This is a genomic window from Aequorivita vladivostokensis (assembly GCF_000952855.1).
Lineage (GTDB): Bacteria > Bacteroidota > Bacteroidia > Flavobacteriales > Flavobacteriaceae > Aequorivita > Aequorivita vladivostokensis.
The window spans coordinates 85,205-107,993 of the sequence record NZ_JSVU01000005.1; the positions used below are offsets into that span (position 1 = coordinate 85,205).

Here is a 22,789-nt window from a genome sequence, read left to right on the forward strand (position 1 = left end):
TTAGGTTTTTTGTGTTTTAAACTTCCGCTGCCCCCACTTCTGTATAAGATAAAACAACCAACCCGTCAACCCACCAAAGGCCATTCCCGAAATTACATCCAATGGATAGTGAACGCCCAAATAAATTCGGCTATAACCTGTAATTACTGCCCAAAACAACAAAAGGAATGGTAAATATTTGTACCATTTTTGAAGGCTCAACCCGAGAAAAACGGCCGCTGCCATAGAACTAGCAGCGTGGGCGGAAAAATAACCAAACCTACCACAACCATCCGCAACGTAACGCATTAATGGTTGCAGTTCTTCCACTTTGCACGGTCTTGGGCGCTTTATTCCGTATTTAAAAAGGCTGGCGATTTGGTCGGTGGCGGTAATCATTAATGCAACACAGACTATGATTACCAAAGTGCCTTTCCAGCCGTAATGTTTAAAGACTAAATACAGAAGAAAAGCGTACAACGGAATTGACGACCATTTTTCGGTAACAAACCGCCAAAAGCCGTCCCAAGAAGTGTTTCCGAGATTGTTTAGAAAAAGGAAGAGTTCGGTGTCGTATTTTAGGAGTTCGTCGAGCATTATTCTGTAGTTCTAAAAGTCAATAAAATTCTCACCACGAATACACGAATTATTATGTTAAAACATTCGTGTATTCGTGGTTATTTAAATTTAATCCTCATCATACCTCGCAATCTCCCGATCGTAAAAATCGTTTGCACCCTGTATTAAATTTTCGGCCTCCGTCTCCAGTTCCTTTTGGTCCTGCGCATCAAAATCCTCCAGCCATTCCACCTCATCGTTTTCCAGATTAATTATAAAACGTGGGAATTCAGTATGTATTACGAAAATCGCAGTGGGATAATCGCTGTTGTCGCCGAGAAGGTATTTTGGAAAATCCATTTTTTTAGGTTTATTGTTTATTATTTATGGTTTATTCTTTATTGTTAGTGGATGTTGAAAACTGAAAATCAAATCCTTCAAAAAGCACCCGGCACCCAGCACCCAGCATCCCTCATCCAGCACCCAAACGTATCAATTTCTTCGAAAGATAATTAAATCTGATGAATAACATAATGCCGCTTGCCGAAAGCCCTGCCAGCAACCCGATCCAAATGCCCATACTTTCCAAGGAAGTTTCCATACTTAGGTAATACGATATTGGAAAGCCAATAATCCAATAGGCAATAAAAGTAATGACCGTTGGAATCTTTACATCCTGCATTCCGCGTAGGGCGCCAAGTGCCACCACTTGTAAGGCATCGGTAAACTGAAAGATAGCTGCAATAATCAACAATTGGGCGGCAATGGTTACCACTTCCACATTATCGGCAAAGTCGGCTACGCTGTCATAATCAAGAAATATCTTCGGCAGGGATTCATTAAAGAGAATAAAGAAAACCGCAAAAACCAGCGCCAGAATAGAAGTGAGCAACCCAATGGAAATAGCCACCCGCCGCAGTTCCCTAAAATTCCTCAAGCCTTTTTGGTTGCCTACGCGAATCATCGCGGCCACGCTAAAGCCCATCGCCACCATAAAGGTCATACTGGCCAAATTCAAGGCAATTTGGTTTGCCGCCTGCGGGTTCTTCCCCAAGATTCCCGAAAGCCACACCGCCGAAGTAAAAATACCCACTTCAAAAAACATCTGCATAGCCGAGGGAAAGCCGAGGTTCAGCAGTTTCTTCAGCATCGCTTTGCTGAGGGTAAAGATTTTTATATTCGTAACAAAATAGCGCGATTTTTCCTTTCGGCTCAAAAGATACCACAGATAGCCCACCATCACCACGCGAGATGCCAACGTACCGATGGCCGCACCGACCACCCCCAGTTCGGGCGCGCCAAACTTTCCGAAGATAAACATATAGTTGAGCAGCACATTCACCAAATTCGCCACAATGGTAGCATACATCGGGAAACGCGTCATGGACAGGCCATCGCTAAACTGCTTAAACCCCTGAAAAATAATCAAGGGTACCAACGATGCCGCGACCAAGGTAAGATATGGCATGGCCAAATCGACCACCTCGGGCGGTTGTTTCATCACATACATCAACGGTTTGGCGAACATTACCACGGCAAAGAGGGCAAGCCCCAACACAATACACAAAAACAGCCCGTGCTTAAAGGAAGATTTTCCCCTCTCGCGGTTGCCCGCCCCATCGGCCTCTGCCACCAATGGCGTGATGGCAGTTGAAAACCCAACGCCCAAGCTCATGGCCACAAACATAAAACTGTTCCCCAACGAAACCGCGGCAAGCTCGGCACTGCCCAACTGCCCCACCATAATATTGTCCACCAGGGCCACCACTTGATGCCCCAGCATACCCAAAATTACGGGCGTGGCCAGTTTGGTGTTGTACTTAAATTCTTTGGTGTAGTCGGAAAGCGCCAAGTCGGAAAAAATTTTGCGCAAAGATAGTAGTTGTGTTTTTTAGAATAGCTTTGTATTTCATTAAAAAAGTTAAGAGTTAAAAGTTAGGCGTTATTGGTTTCAACGCATAACTCTTAACCCATAACTCTTAACGTAAACCTCGAGAATGCCCAGACCCCAACTAAAATCCATTACCGAAAAAGAAAAGAAGACCAGCGTCAAGGATTCTTTTAAAGCGCTAAAGACCATCCCGCGGTTTTTTAAGGAAATCTATCGCAGCAGCCCGAAACTGTTTCTGCTGAATACTTTTGCCAGGCTCATAAATGCCTTCACACCCGTGGTTATCCTTTGGGTGGGGAAAATGATTATTGACGAAATCATCCTACAGGTTTCCCTGGAAAATCAAGACTTCACCCAACTCTGGAACCTCGTAATCATCGAATTTTCCGTTGCCGTACTTTCCGATCTCTTGGGAAGATTGATAAACCTGACCGACGGCCTTTTGGGCGATTTATATTCCAATATGTCTTCCGAAAAAATAATCCGCAAGACCGCCGAGCTCACCATTGCCCAACTGGAAGACCCGGAATTTTACGACAAATTGGAACGCGCCCGCACCCAAACCAACAGTCGGGTAGATTTAATGACTAATGCGCTGGGGCAAGCGGAAAGTCTGATTTCTATGGTTTCGCTGATTGCGGGCTTGATTTATTTTGAGCCTATTTTGATACTTATCTTGGTGCTCAGCATCATTCCCTCGTTTATAAACGAAGCCAAATTTAGCAGCACGCGATATTCGTTGGCGCGCAGTTGGACCGCCGAACGCCGCGAACTGGATTACCTTCGCTTCATCGGCGCCAACAACCAAACCGCCAAGGAAATAAAACTCTTCGGCCTGACCGATTTTATCGCGGAACGCTTTAAAAAACTTTCGAACGACTATTACCTCATCAACAAAAAGCTATCGCTCAAACAGAGTCTCTACGGCTCGCTGTTCAACATTCTCGGCGTGCTCAGCTATTACGGCGCCTATGTGTATATTATTTTGCGGGTACTCACGGGTGTTATTACCATTGGGGAACTCACCTTCCTTTCCGGTTCCTTTAACCGTTTGCGCAACAACCTGCAGGGCTTCTTTTCGCGCTTTACCCGCATTTCCGAAAGCGCGCTCTATCTGCAGGATTATTTTGACTTTATCGATTTGACTATTGAGCAAAATGCCGAAACTAAAACGCCTATGCCCAAAACCATTAAAGAAGGGTTTCAGGTGAACAATCTACACTTTGCCTACCCCGGTAGCGAGGGAGAAGTGTTGAAAGGCGTTACCTTTTCCCTAAAGGCAGGTGAAAAAATGGCTTTCGTAGGCCAAAACGGCGCAGGAAAAACCACGCTTATAAAACTCTTCCTCCGTTTTTACGAACCCACGCAGGGAGAAATCCTCTTGGACGGCATCAACATAAACCAGTTTGATGTGGACGAATACCGAAAACGTTTCGGCGTGATCTTTCAGGACTTTTTTAAATATGAGTTTACACTGCGCGAAAACATAGCCGTGGGCAATATAGACCAAGTGCAGAACGACGAAATAATTAACTACGCCGCCAGCAAAAGCCTCGCGGAACAAGTGGTGACCGAAATGGTGGACGGGCTGGAGCAACGCCTAGGCAGAAGGTTTTACAAAGGCACCGAATTGAGCGGCGGGCAGTGGCAAAAGGTGGCTCTGGCCCGCGCCTATATGAAGGATGCCGATGTTATGGTACTGGACGAGCCCACCAGCGCGCTGGATGCCCAGGCAGAGTTTGATGTTTTTGAACGCTTTATAGCCCTCACCAAAGGCAAGACCAGCATTATTATTAGCCACCGCTTTAGCACCGTACGGATGGCAGACCGTATTTTGGTATTGCAACACGGCCAAGTGCTAGAGCTGGGCACGCACCAGGAGCTAATGGCAAACCCAAAATTGTATGCGGAGTTATTTAAGTTGCAGGCGGCGGGGTATCAATAATTCAGAATTATGAATTAAAGGTTTGGAAATAAAATGTAAATTGAAGGCATAAAAAAACCCGGATTCATCACCAGCATCTAATATCTGGGAGAGGAATTACCGGGACAGCACGGCACAAATATACAAAAAAATGGACAGACATTTCTACGAAAAAGTTTTTTCCACCCAACGAATGGACAAATACTTTAACCGTTACCCTAACGATGAAGCAAAAGCAATCGTTCACTATAAAACAAATATTGAACTTTCAGAGGCATTTTACGCTGTCCTTTCAATGTATGAAGTTGCTTTTAGAAATAGTTTAAATAGAGAATTGACTGAGTATTTTGGAACTGTTGATTGGTATTTAAAAATTGCTTCTGTATCGGGATTGAAAAATTTGAACGGTAGCATTCAAACTGCTCAAAAACATATTGCCAACAGAAACGAAACAATTACCGCAAATAAGGTAATTGCAGAATTAACAATGGGTTTTTGGGTAAGACTTTTCAATGCTGAATACGAACTTATACTGTGGAAACCTTTGCGGAAAGCTTTTCCCTATTTGGAAAAAAGTGAAAGACAGCGCAATAATGTTTCTGCCCCAATAAACAAGATCCGTGATTTTAGAAATAGGGTTTTTCACCACGAGCCCATTTCTTGGAATTTATATAGGCTTATTGAAACCCACGAAAGAATATTAAAAGTAATGGGTTGGTTAAATGAAGATTTACCTAAAGTTGCTAAAGAAATTGACCGAGTTCCCAATATTATAAAGAATGCGCGTCAATCAGGTATTTAAAATTTCCAAAATTGTACTCGGAGTTGTTTAAGTTGTAGGCGGCGAGGTATCATTAGGCATAAACCCTTTGGTTTACTAAAGATTATTTTTGTAACTATGTAATACTAAAATTTTGATTATGGCTATATTATTAGTTTTCGCTCTGCTTATTATAATTGTGGTATTGTATGATCGAAATAAGCAGAAGGAAAAGGCTCATACAGAAATTCGAAATAATGATATTGAATTTTATCAAAATCTGGCCAATAATTCAGAGTTAAATTTTAGCTATGAAAAAATAAAATATGTATTTACTAAAATTGAAATTAGAGAAAATGGGTTCTATAAAATAATGAGTGCTAATAATAAGCGCTATTGGTTTGAAGCTCGAGGTACATCTAAAAATTCTCATTTTTTAATTTTTGCACAATTACATACTACAAAAATTACTATTCAACATTTAGATACTTCTAATGGATCGAATGATGGAGAAGTTTGGAAAAGAAAAAAAGAATTGAGATTAATACAGGAATTTGATTACAGTATTCTTGATAAAGACGAGATATACACTAAAATTTTTGAAATAATTGATGAAATTTCTACTAAAATAACCTAAATTCTTATTATAGATTATTTGAACTTTCCCCCGCTAGCGCACATTTGCAACGTGTGCCCGCAACAGTGAGAACACAACCAAAAATACATATCAAATGAAAAGCTATAAGTTAAGCGAAGCCGAAGACCTTTTAATAGGAAAGAAAGGCACAAAAGAACGGGATGAATATGAATTTGAACTAAAGCTTGAACTCCCCTCTGGCGCGCATTTGCAATGCAAACTTTCTCAATTACAGAACATAGATTACTAAAAGTACAATATACATTACCAATTGCAACACATACAAAGGCAATCACAACTCCCGCAAAGCCATTTACAACTCCCGCAAAGCCATTTGCAACTCCCGCAAAGCCATTTGCAACTCCCGCAAAGCCATTTGCAACTCCCGCAAAGCCATTTGCAACTCCCGCAAAACCATTTGTAACTCCCGCAAAGCCATTTGCAACTCCCTCAAAGCCATTTGCAACTCCCGCAAAGCCATTTGCAACTCCCTCAAAGCCATTTGCAACTCCCGCAAAGCCATTTGCAACTCCCGCAAAGCCATTTGCAACTCCCGCAAAGCCATTTGCAACTCCCTCAAAGCCATTTGCAACTCCCGCATAGCCAATTGCAAACCCGTTAAAACCAATTGCCCCACTATCGCGAGCGTACTGCTTATAGTAATGAAGAATAAACCTACTAAACACCAAACATATTTATCAACTTTATTACATACTTTTAACCCATCTAAAGCAATAACAATCACACTTCTTTCGCTAAATGAAACCATACAAATCGCTTAAAGCCACCATTCTCTTTCTCGCTATCACAACACTCCTATCCTGCAACAACGATGAAAAAAACAGCAATACAGACCAAGCCAAGAATCTAATTGGAGTATGGCAACGCAGCGACTTTAGCGCGGAATATGACTATAAACTGTATTTTAATACGGAAGGCAACGGCTACAGTACCGAATTCATAGCCCAGCCGGACGGCACTGCAATTTCAAACCTGCGGCCCTTTAGCTGGAGCAGCAGCGAAACCACCTTAACCCTAGATTATGAGGACGGCGCTACCGAAAGCACCTCCTTTAGCATAAACGCAAGCGGACAATTGCTGGCTTCAGGCTTAGGCAATGTACCCTTCAATAAGCTATAGTGTTTTCTGCTATACTGGTTTAGCGCTACTCGTGTGTGCACTCGTCTGTTACAAAAGTCTTAAATCATCTTTAAAAAAATCAATTTAATGTAACTTGCCGCCCTATAAAAAAGTGAAAAATATGCAAGACGCCCAAATGCTCAATTATATAAAAGAAGTACTAAAAAATATGCCTTCAGATTGGCTAAACCTAACCACCCACAGGCTCGATATTTATGATGAAAGCTTGGCAAAGACCCAGTTTTTGGAGCAATTCGAAACCCTTTACAATGAAAATAATGCCGAAACTGCATCCCTAAAACAATTGCCCACCGCCTACGATTATATCCGCTTGGGGCATCCGCTTTCCAGTGTATTGGAATGGGCGATTGCCAAGACAAACAATCTAAACCCCGGGAACGTCATCAGTTTTGCCTCAAAAACAGCCCCTGTGCTGGCAATCCTTCGGAAGAATTTATTGGCAAACAAAAACACCCAAATTCTTTATACCGATGCCCTGCCCTCGTTTTTCGATGCTGAAATAATTCGAAATGTATATGGGTATAATTTTGAATTGAAACAGCTTGATTCCCCTTCAGCCATTCCAAAGTTTGAAGGCACTACCGTTTTCATTTCACAGAAAGATGAAATTGGAACGCTGGACCTCAACCCCAACGTAGATTTTCTCATAAATCTTTACGGCACGCTCGGAAGCATTATAACGGTTAACGGCGAAAGAAACGAAAATTATATTTCCGAAATACAGCACGTCCGAAGAAGGGAAACCATCGCCATGACGCCCACCAATTGCCTTGTGGCCCTTAAGGCGCTGATGGACCAAACGGCCATTGCAGAACCCAAAAGCAATATTGCGGAAGATAAAAAGAGCGTTCTAAACTCCATAAAGGAAATCACGGGCTCGCCCACCACCCCGCTCGTTGCTTCCAGCGGGCTTTCCATTCAATACGCCATTATGATGGGGCTTATCCACGATGCACAGGCAAACTACCCCGGAAAACCTATCAAATTCCTTGTTCCACCCAACTGCTACGGCGGCACCAATGACCAAGCAAGACGCGTGGCGGCCTGCCTTGACAATGTGGAAATTGTAGATTTATTGGTGGACGGCGATAACGATATGGTGCAAAGCATAGACACCGTTTTAACTAAAGTCGCCAAGGAAAATGCCGTGCCTTACATCATTGCCGAAATACCCACAAACCCTAGGGTTGAAGTGCCAAACTTGCAGCAATTAAAGGCAGTTTTAAGCAAAGAGCGCAAAACCGAAAATGGCGAAATCGCAATCGACCCGGTATTTATTCTCGATCAAACCTTTTGCCCCAATTATCACTTTTTGGGTGAAGGGGAGATTCTTTCAACCGTTCGGGCCATTTCGTACGCCAGTGGCTCCAAATTTCCCAGCGGTGGAAAATGTACCGCAGGTTATGCCGTGGGAAATACCAAGACCGAAGCCTTGATGGAAAAGATAGAACTGCATCTAACGCTTTGCGATAACGAGGCTACAGCGCTTCAGTATAAAATATTGGCCGAGCAACTGCCGTCCATGAACCAACGCATTTATGATGCCTACCTAAATACCCGTGAGTTTGTAAACTTTATAAAAGAGACCCTTCCGGAAGCAAAGATCAATTTCGTTTCTGAGGAATTGGCGGCGCAAGGTTTTACCCCTTCCGTATTTTCATTGGACCTTCCCACGAAAGGAAATTCCGATGCGGAAAGGGAAGCCTATAAAAGAGCCCTTAATTTAAAGCTCATCAATTTAATGATTACCGAAATTCCCGATGAGTGCAAGTTCTGCGTTAGCTATGGGCAATTGAAAGGCAGTTATTGGACCATTCCTGCAACCTCAACCCAAGGAACAACTAAAGAAGGCGATAAGGATTACATAGTGCGCGCCTCCCTTTCTCCCAATATGGATCTGGAGCTGCACAAAAAAGTGTTTATGGATTTTGTTGACCAAATTTAGACAGATAGAAGTACGATCTAAAGGAACAATACCTCTTGTCCTTAGCCAGCAATCCCTAAAAAAACCTATTTTGCCAAATTAAGGTATCTTTAAGGCTTGGAGTTTTAAAATTACGTTGCAGGAATGAGAAAAACGCTATACGAGTTAATACAAAAAGTGAAAGCGTTTTTGGTGCGCAATTTTCACCAGTACAACAGCAAACTCCCATATATTATCACGGTAATAGTGGCCTTGATTATTGTTATTGGCGGCATCAATCTATTCATAGAGCTTACCGATGAACTAAAGGATGAACTGCTGCCCCAATACGACCAGGCCATAACCGATTATGTTATTTCCTTTCGCACCGCGGCACTCACAAAGTATTTTATATTCATCACCAATATAGGCGATTTATATGGCTATCTTATTGTTTTGGCCATTTCGTCATTTATATCCTATTTCTTTTTTAAGCGATGGCGGGGCGTGGTGCAAACCATTTTTGTTTTGGTAGTAGCCTCCCTGTCAAATGTAATCCTGAAGCGGTTTATAGATCGCGCAAGGCCGGGCATTGAGCATCTGGTTTCCGTTGAGACCCTCAGCTATCCCAGTGGCCACGCCATGAGCGCCATGGCTTTCTACGGCTTTGTTATCTATCTTTTTTCCAGATTTAAAATAAATATCTTCTTAAAAACCCTCATCATTATCCTGCTGGTCTTCATAATCCTGAACATTGGAATAAGCAGAATCTATCTCGGCGTACACTATCCTTCCGACATTGCCGGCGGGTATATTGCCGGATTTATATGGGTGGTGTTCTGTATCCTTATTTTTAATTTGGTTGAAGTGTTCCGAAGAGACCCAAAGACCTAACAGTTAAATAGGAAATATTCTTAATAAAAGAATAGCAATCCTTTAAAGTATTTCCTTATCAACTTTTGAAGCACTCTCCGATTGATTGAACAGTAAATAAAAACAACGTGCGCACCAAAGAAGAAACAGTTTTGAAAACATTTATAAAAGCGCCTGATTTGAAGGTAGCTTCGGAAAATGAATCATTTGAAACTTTTGAATTTTTAGATGAAGAGCTACACGGAAACGGCTTTAACTTTCCAATAAATTCCGTGCTCGGAATGCAGGCCGAGGCTTGTTTTGAAGCTTATCTGAAACAATCAAACAACTTTGAATTGCTTGCCGCAAATCTTCAAATCCATACTTCCACTTCGCTCACGAACCCAAGCGAAAAGGAAACCTTGGGCGAGTTGGATTATATAGTTCGAAATCTTAAAACCGAAAAAGTCGTCCACATAGAATTGGCGTGTAAGTTTTATTTATACGACAACACAGCCGATATTTCCGAAGCGGAAAAATGGATTGGCCCCAACCGAAAGGACAGTCTTTTTGAGAAGCTTGAAAAATTAAGGCAGAAACAATTCCCCTTGTTGAAAAGACCGAAAACACTACAAAAATTAGAGGTTCTTGGCATTCCGAAACCATCTTCGCAGCAATTGTGCTTAAAAGGATTTTTATTTATTCCGAAGAATATGAACCGCGAATCTTTTCCAAAGAATATTCAGGATTGCATCGTGGGCCACTTCATAAAACCAACCGATTTCGAAGCAGAAGGAATAGCCCAGTACGCCATACCGTCAAAAAAAGAATGGCTATTGCCAATCAATTCGATTGCCCAATGGTATCCTTTTTCAGAAATAAAACCATTGATAGATGCTCAATTAAGGTTGAAAAAATCTCCGTTAATCTATAAAAAAACGCCCCATAAGCTGGAGCGGTTCTTTGTGGTGTGGTGGTAATTATAATTAACTGCTTACTGCAACTGAATACTGAACACTCTACTCGGTTCCGTATTTATCAAATAGATAAACCAAACTCGCCATAGTGGCCGCTCCCAGTTCCAATTCGCGTTTGTTAACGGCATCAAAGGTATCGTTGGCCGCGTGGTGATAGTCAAAATACCGCTGGCTATCGGGTCGCAGTCCTGCCAGCACGTTGATATTTCCCTTTAATGGACCGATATCGGCACCGCCGTATCCCTTTTCAAAATAGTGAATCAAGTAAGGCTTAAACAAACCTTCCCAAGACTGCACTTTTTTGAAATTTGCGGCATCGGTATCAAATGTAAACCCTCGCGGCGTAAACCCGCCGGCATCGCTTTCCAAGGCAAAACGATGGGTTTCGTTCTTTCTTTTTGCTTCTTCGGCATATTTTTTTCCACCGCGCAAGCCGTTTTCCTCGTTCATAAAAAGCACCACGCGAATGGTGTGGTTTGGCCTATAACCCACTTTTTTGAAAAGGCGCAATACTTCCATACTCTGTACGCAGCCGGCACCGTCATCGTGGGCGCCATCGGCAAGGTCCCAACTGTCCAAATGGCCACCTACCACCATATATTCATTGGGTTTTGTACTGCCGGTAATTTCCCCGATTACATTATAGGATTGCACATCGTCAAAAGTCTTGCAATTCTGTTTGAAGTAAAACAACAGATTGGGCTGCAATTTCAGCAGACTGCTTAAATATTCGGCTCCGTTAGTGCTAATTGCCGCGGCCGGTATGCGTTGGTTTACGGGAGTATCGCCATAGCTCATCGCACCCGTATGTGGAAAATCGTCCATTCTCAGGCTCAGCGAGCGGACAATAACCCCCACGGCGCCAAACTTTGCCGCTTCGGCAGCGCCGGAATAGCGTTGGTCCACGCAGCCGCCATAGGCTTCAAAAGTTTGTATTAATTCGGGCTGCATCGGTCTGTTATAGAAAACAATTTTTCCCTCCAGCTTTTCCCTTCCCAAGGCAGCCAATTCCTCTAATCCTTTTACCTCAACAACCTCCGCCTTTATTCCCAAATTTGGCGTAGGCACGGAACCTCCCAAGGCGCAGATGTTCGTTATGGTTTTATCACCGGTAGGTGATTCTATATAGGCGTATTCCTTAAAACCGCGCGTCCATTTCGGGACCATCACGGGTTGAAGCCACACTTTGTCCAAACCGAGTTCCTTCAGTTCTGCCTCGGTATATATTACCGCAAGTTCAGCTTCATAGGAACCCGAGAGCCTGCCACCTATTTCATTGGAAAGATAATCTAGCCAATCGTACGCCTTCCCATCGGTTAGAGCGGTGGTGTACAATTTTTTCAGCATAACGGAATCCTGAACGGCGTTCTGCGAAATACTTACGAAAGAAATTAATAATGTGAAAAGTAATGTGGGGAGGAGCGAAATTTTCATTTATAAAATTTTATGGGAATCAATTCTTTGTTGCACTAAAGGGATGCTAAATTAATCATTTTTAAGCCGTTCGCGGTATTCCGAAATCTTGGCCTTTATTTCATCATCCAGTTCCGGTTCTTTTATGTCTTTGTATTTTTTTAGTTCCTGCAGCATAATTTCGGCCACAATTACCCGCGAGGTTTCCTTGTCATCCGCAGGAATAATGTACCAAGGCGCGTGCGGCTTTGAGGTGCGGTTGATGGCTTCCTCATAACATTTTCGGTAATCTTCCCAAAGTTCCCTTTCATCCAAGTCGCCGGGAGAGAATTTCCAGTTTTTTTCGGGTTTGTCCAGCCTTCGGAGTTGGCGGTGCTTTTGTTCGTCTTTGGAAAGGTTTAAAAAGAATTTGAAAATAATGGTCCCGTTCTGCTGAATGGTCTTTTCAAAATCGTTTATCTGCTGAATACGCCTGTCCCAAAAAGCTTCGTCAATATCATCCAAACTATTTACATCGGGCAAATTTTCACCGAGAATATATTCGGGATGCACACGCGTTACCAAAACATTTTCATAGTGCGTTCTGTTAAAAACCCCAAACTTTCCGCGTTCGGGCAAGGCCACATAGTGTCGCCAAAGATAATCGTGTCTTTTTTCAAGCGCGGTGGGCGTTTTAAAACTGTGCACCACCACCCCACGGGCGTTGAAATCCTTAAACACTTCGCGAATAAGGCTGTCCTTGCCGGCTGTATCCATTCCCTGTAGACAGACCAACACGGCGTATTTTCCGTGGGCGTAAAGCGTATCCTGGAGCTTGCCCAATTTTTTACGGGTGTCCTCCAAATGGTCTTCCAACTCTTTTTCGGAAGCGTCCAAATCCCAATCGTTTTTAGTGCCGTCCAGTTTAATGGGCCCGGTAACTTTAAAATCTTCGATTTTTACGTCTTTCATGCTTTTAGATTCTATGGATACTATTGGTTCTGTTGATTCTTTGGTTGCTGTGGATTTTTTGAAAAAATGTGGAACTATATTTAACCGTTTAAACTTTTAAACCCATAAACTTATTTACTCGCAAAGAGTTTTACATCTTCTTCGCTGATTTCCTTTCCGCCCAAAATAATTAGGCGTTCCACTACATTTCGCAATTCGCGGATATTTCCCGTCCAGTCGTATTCCTGCAATAGCTTTATTGCTTTTGAAGAGAATTTCTTTTTTGCCGTACCGTGTTCGGAACTGATTTTTTCGGAAAAATAATCCACCAACAGCGGTATGTCCTCCCGCCTATCATTCAATGACGGAACCTTGATGAGTATCACTGCCAAGCGATGATAAAGGTCTTCGCGAAAATTGCCTTCCTCTATTTCCTTTTTTAAATTTTTATTGGTGGCGGTTATAACGCGCACATCTACCTTTATATCTTTATCGCTACCCACGCGCTGCACCTTGTTTTCCTGTAAGGCACGCAGTACCTTGGCTTGCGCGGAAAGGCTCATATCGCCCACTTCGTCCAAGAAAATGGTGCCTCCATTAGCGGCCTCAAACTTTCCGGCCCGGTCTTTATTTGCCGACGTAAACGCTCCTTTTACATGGCCGAAAAGCTCGCTCTCAATCAATTCACTTGGGATTGCGGCACAGTTCACCTCAATCATCGGGCCGTTGCTGCGCTCACTTTTTTGATGGAGCCAATGTGCCACGAGCTCTTTTCCGGTTCCATTTGGGCCCGTTATTAAAACGCGGGCTTCGGTGGGCGCCACTTTCTCGATCATATCCTTAATCTGAACAATGGCAGGCGATTCCCCGACCATTTCATAGTTTTTGGAAACCTTCTTTTTAAGGCGGGTGTTTTCCACTACCAGTTCCTTTCGGTCGAGAGCGATGCGTACCGTATTTAGCAAACGGTTTAAATCCGGCGGTTTCGAAATATAGTCGAATGCGCCCAATTTCATCGTATTTACGGCGGTTTCAAGATCTCCGTGGCCGGAAATCATAACCATCGGTATTTCAGGTTTTATTTTCTTTACGGCTTCCAAAACCTCCACGCCGTCCATTTTAGGCATTTTTATATCGCAAAGCACCAAATCAAAATCTTCCTTTTTGAGGATTTCCATTCCGGCAAGGCCATCTTCGGCCTCAAAAACCTCGTAACCCTGGTTTTCTTCGGAAAGGATCTTCACCAAAACCCTTCGTATCGCTGCTTCGTCTTCTATTATTAGTATTCTCGCCATTAATATTTGAATTTAAACCCTGCCCTAAAATAAGGGGAATTTTCGGTATTTATCTTATAGATTTTCTTTCCATCGCCATCTTCCAACCTGAAGTCATTATAAACCGAATGCGCCGCATAGCCGTAAAAAAGAAGGTGTTCTGTAAAGAAATGCTCATAGCCCAAACCAACGAGACCAATTGTCATCTGGATACTTTCCGCCAGTTTTGCTTCTGAATTTTGATCGGAAATAGGAACGAAATTCTGCTGTATGTTCGCATACACATTATCTAACGTTAAAAAGGCCTGGAGTGCATCTTTGTGGGTATCATTTAAATAATGGCGCACATTTGTTTTCGGCACACCCAAGGTATAAGTCCAATTGGGATGAAACTCTTTGTAATAATTCAGAATGGGCAACGGATACCACCTACCGGGCGTAGTGGAATAGGTAAGGCCGGCAATAAAGCGGTAGGGTTTTTTGCCTTCCTCGGGATTTTTCTTTTTATCCTTTATGGCATAGGCGCCCACTTCATAAATAAAGTCATCGCTCACCATACTGCCTTCAAAATCACTTTGAATCTTAACGCCTCCTTTCACGCCAAAACGCCAGTCGTCGTTTGGTTTCCAGACGTAACCCAAATAGGCATCCATCTGTTGGGTAGAGGTTACCAGATTTTTATTGAAGGCAAATACGTCTTCGGCATCTTCAATATTAATATCCACGTAACGGTATTCCAATCCAATAACGAATAATCTTTTCTTTTCCTTATCCAAAGGAATGGGCACTTGTACCAACGCCCGATACCGATTGATGGAGTTATCTGATTTTGAAAAAGGAAGTCTTAAATATTCCACACGGGCCAAATCTGTAGTCTGGGCCGAGGTTGCAAAGGCAAATAGCGCAAGACAGAAGGTTATCATTAGATTTTTTTTCATAATTTTTCTTTTTTTGGTTGAGTGTCGAATTCATAGCATATATTTCGACAAGAAATTGATTAATACTTAAGCCACTTAAAAATTTCTTTGTAGGTAGGTTTTTTACCGTACATCAGTATGCCCACGCGATAAATTTTGGCCGCAAACCAAACCATGGCAATAAAGGTTGCGAACAAGATTACTACTGAAATAATCTGTTGCCAGAGCGGCACGCCAAAGGGAATGCGCATTAGCATAACCACAGGCGAAGTAAAGGGAATATATGAAAACACCTGTGAAACCGTGCCGTGCGGGTTGTCAATAACCGTGAAAAAACCTACGTAAACAGCTAATATAAGTGGCATTAAAATAGGCATCATAAACTGTTGGGTATCGGTCTCACTATCCACTGCGGCGCCCACAGAGGCATAAAGGGATGCGTAAAGCAGATAACCGCCCACAAAAAATAGGATGAACATGATTATTAAATTTGTAATGGGCAGATTGTTAATTTCAATCATTACATCCTGCAAGATCTGCTGGGTTCCACCATTTACGCTATTCTCCAGTACCTGTTGTGAAGGCGAGCCTGCGGAAGGGTCAATTCCGAACACAGAAGTTACAACCGTCATCAAAACCAAAATAAGCACCACCCAGACCACAAATTGCGTAATTCCTGCGAGCGTTGTTCCGAAGATTTTCCCGAGCAGCAATAATCGGGGCTTCACTGAGGAAATGATCACCTCGATCACCCGGCTGGTCTTTTCCTCTATAACACTGCGCATGATCATGTTGCCATAAATGATAATAAACATGAATAACAAATAGCCGGCAGCTCCACCAAAAATAAGCTTTAATCCAGAACCAAGCTTTGAAGTTTCCTTCCCCTTAAAGGTTTCCTGATTGGCACTAATATTTATGTGAAGATTTTTAATGGTTTCAGAATCGATACCCGCTTCGCGAAGCTTTAGGGTATTCACCTTATTTTCAAGTAGATCGTTTATGTCGCCCATCAAGGAAAGCGAGGGGGAATCTTCGGAATAAAAAGTTATTTTCTTAGAAAGATCTTCAAGTCTGTCAATTTTCGGAATATACAGCAAACCGTAAACCTCCTCTTTTTCAGCTTCTTCCTTTGCATTCTGTAGTGTAGTTTCGCCCAAAAGCTTATACTGCAAATGCGGAGAGCTGTTGAATTCATCCTTAAATAGACCGCTTTCGTCCAAAACCGAAATTTTGCGAACCGTATCGTTATTAAGGCTGGACAAATAGGCGACCAATGCAAAGATACCCACAAAAATAAGTGGGCTTAAAAAAGTCATAATAATGAACGACTTGTTGCGTACCTTGGTGAGGTATTCCCTTTTTATGATGAGCGGAAGATGATTCATTTCTGGGTTAGTTTTTTTGGATGGTTTCAATAAAAATATCGCTGGCAGAAGGTACAACCTCAACAAAATGGGTGAGTTGCCCCAAGGAAGTCAAGTAACTTACAAAGTCATTAGACGATACCGAATCCGGTATTCTTACCTTGTACTGCAGCTCGTTATTTATACTTTTAAAGGTTGCCGGCGAAATTTCAAATTTATCCTTTAGCATCGCAGTGGTCGAGGCGTGGTCCTGGGTGATTAAGCCAATTTCAAAAGTGTTGTTTTTATATTGACGTTTTATATCAATCAATTTACCATCGAGTATTTTATTCGATCTGTGAATCAAAGCAATATGGTCGCACATTTCCTCAACAGATTCCATGCGGTGGGTGGAGAAAATGACGGTGGCACCCTCGTCACGCAGCTTTAGAATTTCATCTTTTATGAGATTGGCATTTATGGGATCAAAGCCGCTGAAAGGTTCGTCAAAAATCAACAGTTTTGGTTTGTGGAGAACCGTCACCACAAATTGGATTTTCTGTGCCATTCCCTTTGATAGTTCCTGTATTTTTTTATCCCACCAATCACCGATTTCCAAGCGGTCAAACCAATATTTCAGCCGTTCCTTGGCTTCCTGTTTTGAAAGTCCCTTAAGCTGGGCCAGATACAGGGCCTGTTCCCCAACCTTCATAGATTTATAGAGGCCGCGCTCTTCGGGCAAATAGCCAATGTACTTTATATGGTGGGGTTGGAGCGGCTCCCCATCCAGGATAACCGAACCGGTATCGGGCATGGTAATTTGGTTTATGATTCTGATCAAGGTTGTTTTTCCGGCACCATTGGGGCCCAATAGTCCAAATATGCTTCCTTTCTCTACCTCTATGGATGCGTTGTTGAGCGCTCTATAATCTCCGTAGGTTTTGGAAACATTGTTTACCACTAAAAGTTTTTCCATGAATTTTGTTTGAAGTATGTAAATATATTGAAATGATAGTCCGCAAACCCCGAAAGGTGGTAAGATTTATGATTTTTTTTGCATAAAAATTTGAGATCAAAAGAAAAGGGATGATAGCGGGATTGGGCGCTGCACGGAAAAGATTAAAAAAATTCTAGAATTTCCGACAACAAACCGTATAAAAACAAAACCCACCCAAAAATGAAATTTTTGGATGGGAAAAAAATTGCTATGAAAAAGAAAAATTATCACTTCTAAGACGAAGCGACTTTTCAAATATATGCAAAATTATTTATTTAACGTTTATTTAAGAGAACATATCTTTAACTTTTTCAAAAAACGACTTGTCCTCCTTTTCGGGTTTCGGCTGAAAATGTTCGTCATTGCTCATTTTCTCAAAGAATTCCCGTTGTTCCTTTGAAAGCGATTTGGGAGTCCACACATTTACATGTACAAGCAAATCTCCGGTTCCATACCCATTGATGCTGGGAATTCCCTTATTGCGAAGTCTCAGAATTTTTCCGCTCTGCGCCCCATTGTCTATTTTTATTCGCACTTTTCCGGTAACGGTCTCAATTTCTCTTGACGTACCCAAAGCTGCTTCAGAAAAGCTTATGTACAGATCGTAATGCAAATTATCGCCCTCGCGCTGCAAGGTAGGGTGCGGCTTTTCTTCAATAGCCACCAATAGATCGCCTGCAATACCGTTGCCGGGAGCATCATTTCCTTTTCCCGAAACTTTTAATTGCATGCCGTCCACAACACCTGCTGGTATTTTGATGGAAACGGTTTCCTCTGTAACCAACATCCCTTCCGCATCGGCATTTGCGGGCTTGGAATCCACAATCTGGCCCAAACCACCGCAGGTGCTACAGGTGGCCGACGTTTGCATACGGCCCAAAATAGTATTTTGAATGCGCGTAACCTGACCTTGACCGTTACAGGTGGAACAGGTTTTATAAGTAGTTCCCTTGGCTAATTTTTTCCGCTTAACCTTTATTTTTTTCTCAACACCATTGGCAATTTCTTCCAAAGTAAGCTGGACGCGAATGCGCAGGTTGCTTCCTTTAACGGTCCTGCGGCCACCGCCACCAAAACCGCCGCCAAAGCCTCCACCGAAAGCCCCGCCAAATATATCCCCAAACTGACTGAAGATATCTTCCATATTCATGCCGCCGCCGCCGAAACCACCACCGTTTTCAAAGGCTCGATGCCCGTATTGGTCATAACGTGAACGTTTGTTTGGGTCACTGAGAACCTCATAGGCCTCGGCAGATTTCTTAAACATGGCTTCCGCCTCGTGATCGCCTGGATTTTTATCGGGATGGTATTGCAAGGCCTTTTTTCGGTAAGCCTTTTTTATTTCAGCTGCCGTTGCACTTTTTGATATTTCTAAAATGTCGTAATAATCTTCCTTCATATATATAGTCCGCCGCGGCGGATTGCCTTTTTTATTGTCCTATAACTACTTTTGGGTAGCGAATAATCTTATCGCCCAGCGCATATCCCTTTTCAACCACGTCCACTATTTTGCCCTTGAGCTTATCCTCGGGAGCGGGAATTTGGGTAATTGCTTCGTGTGAATCTGCATCAAAGGTATCGCCCGCTTTTACGTCCATTAAATGTAATCCTTTCGACTTAAGGGTTTCGCGCAGCTTGTTATTGATAAGTGCCACTCCTTTATAGAGGTTATCATCGCCGCTCTTTTCAATTTCCTTCAACGCACGCTCAAAATCGTCCAAAATGGGCAATAAGGAATTAATAACATCCTCACCCGCAGTTTTATACATTTCCGCCCGTTCACGGGCAGTCCTTTTTTTGAAATTTTCAAATTCGGCAAAGAGACGCAAATAGCGCTCCTTTTCTCGTTGGAATTCATCCTGTAAATCCAAAAGTGCATCCGTTACATTTTCTTCCGCAACTTCCTGCTCATTTAATTCTTTATCATTTAACACCGTATCGTACTCCGATTTTTCAGGGTCGCGTTCTTTCTCAGAGAATTTATCTTTTTTGCTCATAGTAGCGTTTGTTTCAATTTTTTCTAAAGGGAGCAAAAGTACTGCCATTTGCATTAAAATGTCAAAATGTCACAGCAATTAATTTAATATTACTTTAAGAAGAAATCATTTTGTTAAAACATATTTTTGCACCTTAAAACAAAAAACCAATATTTATGAAATCAACATTTTTAAAAATCACTTTAATGGCTTTTATCGCGGTAGGAGCTTTTTCTTGCAAGAATACTGAAAAAGAGGCCGAAGCTATGGTAGAGGATGCAGCCGAACCAACTGAAATGGCAACTGAATATACCGTGGATACCTCGGCATCACAAATTATGTGGGAAGGTGCGAAACCTACCGGAAAGCACAATGGTACTATTATGCTTTCTTCCGGAACTATCCACCTTAACGAAGGTAACGTAGAGGCCGGTGAGTTTGTAATTGATATGAACAGTATCAATGATGAGGATTTGGAAGGGGAAGATAAAGCCAATCTCGAGGCTCACTTAAAAGGAACCGTAGAAGGAAAGGAAGGCGATTTTTTCAATGTTAAGGAATATCCAACCGCAAAATTTGAGATGACAGGTTACGAAAACAATATGGTAAAAGGTAACTTGACTATAAAAGATAAAACCCACGCTATTGAATTTCCTGCAACAGTAACAATGGAAGGAGATAAAATGATGCTAAAAAGCGAAACTTTTGAGATAGACAGAACTAAATGGGGTGTTAATTACGGATCAAAATCCGTTTTCCCTAATTTAGGCGATAAGTTTATCAACGATACTATGAAAATTACCGTTTCCTTGGTTGCAAACAAAGCGTAATCAATAATAAATATCCATAAAGTAAAGAGAGGCAAATTTGCCTCTCTTTTTATTTACAATAAATCCTGCAGCGCGTTTTCCAGATTGTAATATTTAAAATGATACCCGAGCTGCTCAATTTTTTGTGAGCTTACCAATTGCCCTTCCAGCACCAATACGGACATTTCGCCCAATAAAAGCTTGAGTGCAAAGGCGGGAATATTTGGCATCCACAGTGGGCTATCGAGTTTAGCGGCAATCATTTTGGTCATTTTTTTATTTTGGACGGGATTTGGAGCTACTGCATTATATTTCCCTTCCAATTGATTTTTAAGTAGAAAAAGATAAATTCCGGCAATATCTTCCAAGTGTATCCACGAGATCCATTGCTCACCACTTCCCAAGGGCGCCCCCACCCCTAGCTTTATTGGCTTCACCAGTTTGGGCAGTGCCCCCTCATCCTTAGCTAAAACTACGCCCGTTCTCACTTTGCTCACCTCCATCCCCATGTTTTTAAATTGTGCGGCGGCAGCTTCCCAGGCTAACACTACCTCGCCCAAAAAAGTAGTGTCAACCTCCTCATTTTCCTCGGTATAGAGCTTGGTTTTTGAATTTGGATAAATACTTACCCCACTAGCCGAAATAAAATGAACGATATTATGGTCAATTTTTAAAAGGGTATCCCGCAAGAGATTGATGGATTCTATTCTGCTCTCCAGAATAACCTTTTTGTAGTTTTTAGTCCACCGTTCTGAAATGGTTGCTCCGACCAAATTAATAATGGCCGTGACCCCGTCAAAAGCCTGAAGATCAATCTCTCCCTTTTGCGGATTCCAATAATAGCCCTTGTAGTTTTTAGTATTTTCTATCTTTTCCTTACTGGTAGTGAGGTAATTGACGGAAATATCCGCAGCATGACATTGCCGAACCAATTCACTACCTATAAGCCCCGTAGCTCCTGTTATCAACACTTTTTTAATCATAATTCTAAATTTAGAAATTCAAAGGCGAATTGCAAAGCCCCTTAACGGAAGATTGTGAATTGGGCAATTTTATCTGGTAATTTGGAATTCGGGATTTGGGATTTGGGATTTGGAATTTGGAATTTGGAACCTGCCAGCCAGAGGCACGACAGGCAGGTTTGGAATTTGGAATTTGGAATTTGTAAACATCCACTTTAGCCACGTTTTTCCTTATTTTTTGGTCGCCCTCAGCATTTCCTTTTTCCCCGGAGGTCCCGCAAGACGCTCTACTTTAAACCCTACGGCCTGCATAGCACGGCGGGCATTTCCGTTGGCCGCATAGGTTACCAACACGCCGTTCGGTTTTAAAGCCATGTACATCTTGCCAAAAATTTCCTCGGTCCAAAGTTCGGGCTGCACGCGGATTCCGAAAGCATCGAAATAGATAAGATTGAAGCAATTTCCAGAAGATATTTCAGAAAAGAATTGCTGCTGTTTTTTAAGATGAAATTTTTCGGAAATACCGTGAATTTCTTCCCAAGGCACACGGTGCATTTGCAAGAATAGTTCTTCCGAAGCATTTAAGAGTGAAGTATAGTTGAGCTTTTGAACCTCGGTTACTTCCAATGGAAATGCCTCAATTGCGGTGTAATGTACTGTAAAGGAATTTTTTTCTGTTTCCAAATAAGTAAGAAAAGCATTCAACCCCGTTCCGAAACCTATTTCGAGAATTGAGACCGCCTTTTCAGAATTACGTGAAAGCCAATGATAAAGTCCTTCCTTAATAAAAACGTGAAGGGCTTCAGCTATGGCACCGTGCTTGGAGTGGTATTGTTCGTCCCACTCCGGAATGTGCAGGGTGTAAGAGCCGTCGCCCGTTTTAAATAGAGTTCTTTTCAAAAATTATTGTTTTTCCTCCTCTGGAATCAGCACGCCGTGTGCCTCAAAGGCGAGGGTGCGCTTGGGCTCGGTGATAGCGGCAATTTCCTCTGGGGTAGCACCGCCATCCTCAGCATAGTGGCGTTGGTCTTCCACGCTCATTTCCTCTACATAGGCCTTACCCTCCGCAATAATTTCCTTGCCGGAAATATCCTTTGGCATAAAGAACCCATAATCCTTAAAGCGTACCATTGCTTCATCTTCTCCCATATCTACCTTCATCCAGCAACCCTTCTTTTGGCACACTTCCTTTACGTGGGTGGTGAATTTCACGTTTATGGTATCGCCAGTTTTCAAATCGTTGTATTTCTCTATCATTTCTGACTTGTCCATAACATCCTGAGCAGTAATCTCATCGCCGAAAGTCTGATAGTTCATTGCAGTTTCTTCCATTGCAACAACGGGCTTTTCTTCAGTCTTTTCGTTCTTGCAACTTACAAAGACTGCCATTATTGAAAATACAAATAGAATTTTTTTCATTTTGAAGTATTTAATAAATTATTGATTGGTAATGTGTTGCAATTTTAATGATTTTTTGAATTTTATATGGTTTAAATTTTACCTATTTTTACAAAATAAATAAT

General features: G+C 42.2%; 24 protein-coding genes. 9 read left to right on the forward strand and 15 right to left on the reverse strand.

The features are described from left to right. From MB09_RS09255 to MB09_RS09265, 3 genes are all read right to left on the reverse strand, one after another. Positions 1–576: a phosphatase PAP2 family protein gene (locus tag MB09_RS09255; RefSeq protein WP_045080619.1), complete on the reverse strand. Its 576-nt coding sequence runs from the start codon at positions 574–576 to the stop codon at positions 1–3. A gap of 90 nt (positions 577–666) precedes the next feature. Continuing rightward, on the reverse strand, positions 667–897 hold the full coding sequence (locus MB09_RS09260; protein ID WP_045080620.1) for a hypothetical protein: 231 nt from the start codon (positions 895–897) through the stop codon (positions 667–669). A 112-nt stretch (positions 898–1,009) separates the two neighbouring features. Then, positions 1,010–2,389 (reverse strand): MATE family efflux transporter, encoded by a 1,380-nt coding sequence (locus MB09_RS09265; protein WP_045080817.1) that lies wholly within the window; start codon positions 2,387–2,389, stop codon positions 1,010–1,012. 145 nt (positions 2,390–2,534) lie between these two features. On the opposite strand from MB09_RS09265, the gene MB09_RS09270 reads away from it, so the two are divergent. From MB09_RS09270 to MB09_RS16385, 4 genes are all read left to right on the forward strand, one after another. Further along, positions 2,535–4,373 carry an ABC transporter ATP-binding protein gene (locus tag MB09_RS09270; RefSeq protein WP_045080621.1) on the forward strand — a complete coding sequence of 613 codons (1,839 nt, stop codon included), beginning with the start codon at positions 2,535–2,537 and terminating at the stop codon, positions 4,371–4,373. A 130-nt stretch (positions 4,374–4,503) separates the two neighbouring features. Continuing rightward, the gene (locus MB09_RS09275; RefSeq protein ID WP_084709074.1) at positions 4,504–5,154 is read left to right on the forward strand and encodes an Abi family protein; all 651 of its coding nucleotides are present in this window, start codon (positions 4,504–4,506) and stop codon (positions 5,152–5,154) included. A gap of 118 nt (positions 5,155–5,272) precedes the next feature. Continuing rightward, the gene (locus MB09_RS09280) at positions 5,273–5,749 is read left to right on the forward strand and encodes a hypothetical protein (protein ID WP_045080622.1); all 477 of its coding nucleotides are present in this window, start codon (positions 5,273–5,275) and stop codon (positions 5,747–5,749) included. 94 nt (positions 5,750–5,843) lie between these two features. Continuing rightward, on the forward strand, positions 5,844–5,999 hold the full coding sequence (locus MB09_RS16385) for a hypothetical protein (RefSeq protein ID WP_240484824.1): 156 nt from the start codon (positions 5,844–5,846) through the stop codon (positions 5,997–5,999). Between the two features lie 63 nt (positions 6,000–6,062). Here MB09_RS16385 and MB09_RS16570 read toward each other — a convergent pair whose 3' ends face one another. Further along, positions 6,063–6,518, reverse strand: coding sequence for a hypothetical protein (locus tag MB09_RS16570; RefSeq protein ID WP_165586693.1), 456 nt, complete (start codon positions 6,516–6,518; stop codon positions 6,063–6,065). Between MB09_RS16570 and MB09_RS09290 the strand changes: the two genes are divergently transcribed. The 4 genes from MB09_RS09290 (at position 6,509) to MB09_RS09305 (ending at position 10,645) form a co-directional block, all read left to right on the forward strand. Continuing rightward, on the forward strand, positions 6,509–6,889 hold the full coding sequence (locus MB09_RS09290; protein WP_045080624.1) for a hypothetical protein: 381 nt from the start codon (positions 6,509–6,511) through the stop codon (positions 6,887–6,889). The genes MB09_RS16570 and MB09_RS09290 overlap by 10 nt on opposite strands. Before the next feature lie 121 nt (positions 6,890–7,010). Then, positions 7,011–8,855: a PLP-dependent aminotransferase family protein gene (locus MB09_RS09295; protein WP_045080819.1), complete on the forward strand. Its 1,845-nt coding sequence runs from the start codon at positions 7,011–7,013 to the stop codon at positions 8,853–8,855. Positions 8,856–8,978: 123 nt separating this feature from the next. Then, positions 8,979–9,707 carry a phosphatase PAP2 family protein gene (locus tag MB09_RS09300; RefSeq protein WP_045080625.1) on the forward strand — a complete coding sequence of 243 codons (729 nt, stop codon included), beginning with the start codon at positions 8,979–8,981 and terminating at the stop codon, positions 9,705–9,707. A gap of 131 nt (positions 9,708–9,838) precedes the next feature. Then, on the forward strand, positions 9,839–10,645 hold the full coding sequence (locus MB09_RS09305; RefSeq protein WP_165586694.1) for a DUF1853 family protein: 807 nt from the start codon (positions 9,839–9,841) through the stop codon (positions 10,643–10,645). A gap of 39 nt (positions 10,646–10,684) precedes the next feature. Here the strand turns inward: MB09_RS09305 and MB09_RS09310 are convergent, their stop codons facing one another. From MB09_RS09310 to MB09_RS09345, 8 genes are all read right to left on the reverse strand, one after another. Next, a complete protein-coding gene (locus tag MB09_RS09310; RefSeq protein ID WP_045080626.1) occupies positions 10,685–12,076 on the reverse strand; it encodes a M20/M25/M40 family metallo-hydrolase in 1,392 nt (463 codons plus the stop codon). A 51-nt stretch (positions 12,077–12,127) separates the two neighbouring features. Next, a complete protein-coding gene (locus tag MB09_RS09315; RefSeq protein ID WP_045080627.1) occupies positions 12,128–13,006 on the reverse strand; it encodes a PPK2 family polyphosphate kinase in 879 nt (292 codons plus the stop codon). 110 nt (positions 13,007–13,116) lie between these two features. Further along, on the reverse strand, positions 13,117–14,280 hold the full coding sequence (locus MB09_RS09320) for a sigma-54-dependent transcriptional regulator (RefSeq protein ID WP_045080628.1): 1,164 nt from the start codon (positions 14,278–14,280) through the stop codon (positions 13,117–13,119). Then, positions 14,280–15,197 carry a DUF6268 family outer membrane beta-barrel protein gene (locus MB09_RS09325; RefSeq protein ID WP_045080629.1) on the reverse strand — a complete coding sequence of 306 codons (918 nt, stop codon included), beginning with the start codon at positions 15,195–15,197 and terminating at the stop codon, positions 14,280–14,282. Before MB09_RS09325 ends, MB09_RS09320 begins: the two co-directional genes overlap by 1 nt. 59 nt (positions 15,198–15,256) lie before the next feature. Beyond that, the gene (locus MB09_RS09330) at positions 15,257–16,564 is read right to left on the reverse strand and encodes an ABC transporter permease (RefSeq protein ID WP_045080821.1); all 1,308 of its coding nucleotides are present in this window, start codon (positions 16,562–16,564) and stop codon (positions 15,257–15,259) included. 7 nt (positions 16,565–16,571) lie between these two features. Then, complete coding sequence (locus tag MB09_RS09335) at positions 16,572–17,498, reverse strand: ABC transporter ATP-binding protein (RefSeq protein ID WP_045080630.1); 927 nt, start codon at positions 17,496–17,498, stop codon at positions 16,572–16,574. Between the two features lie 307 nt (positions 17,499–17,805). Then, positions 17,806–18,918, reverse strand: coding sequence for a molecular chaperone DnaJ (gene dnaJ, locus MB09_RS09340; RefSeq protein ID WP_045080631.1), 1,113 nt, complete (start codon positions 18,916–18,918; stop codon positions 17,806–17,808). 31 nt (positions 18,919–18,949) lie between these two features. Further along, positions 18,950–19,516, reverse strand: a complete 567-nt coding sequence (locus tag MB09_RS09345; protein WP_045080822.1) for a nucleotide exchange factor GrpE — start codon at positions 19,514–19,516, stop codon at positions 18,950–18,952. A 155-nt stretch (positions 19,517–19,671) separates the two neighbouring features. Between MB09_RS09345 and MB09_RS09350 the strand changes: the two genes are divergently transcribed. After that, the gene (locus MB09_RS09350; RefSeq protein ID WP_045080632.1) at positions 19,672–20,325 is read left to right on the forward strand and encodes a YceI family protein; all 654 of its coding nucleotides are present in this window, start codon (positions 19,672–19,674) and stop codon (positions 20,323–20,325) included. A 53-nt stretch (positions 20,326–20,378) separates the two neighbouring features. Here the strand turns inward: MB09_RS09350 and MB09_RS09355 are convergent, their stop codons facing one another. The 3 genes from MB09_RS09355 to MB09_RS09365 all read right to left on the reverse strand — a co-directional run bounded on the left by MB09_RS09355 (position 20,379) and on the right by MB09_RS09365 (position 22,685). Next, positions 20,379–21,287, reverse strand: coding sequence for a TIGR01777 family oxidoreductase (locus tag MB09_RS09355; protein ID WP_045080633.1), 909 nt, complete (start codon positions 21,285–21,287; stop codon positions 20,379–20,381). Between the two features lie 210 nt (positions 21,288–21,497). Then, complete coding sequence (gene mnmD, locus MB09_RS09360; protein ID WP_045080634.1) at positions 21,498–22,166, reverse strand: tRNA (5-methylaminomethyl-2-thiouridine)(34)-methyltransferase MnmD; 669 nt, start codon at positions 22,164–22,166, stop codon at positions 21,498–21,500. A 3-nt stretch (positions 22,167–22,169) separates the two neighbouring features. Beyond that, positions 22,170–22,685, reverse strand: coding sequence for a DUF4920 domain-containing protein (locus MB09_RS09365; RefSeq protein ID WP_045080635.1), 516 nt, complete (start codon positions 22,683–22,685; stop codon positions 22,170–22,172). Positions 22,686–22,789: the final 104 nt, after the last annotated feature.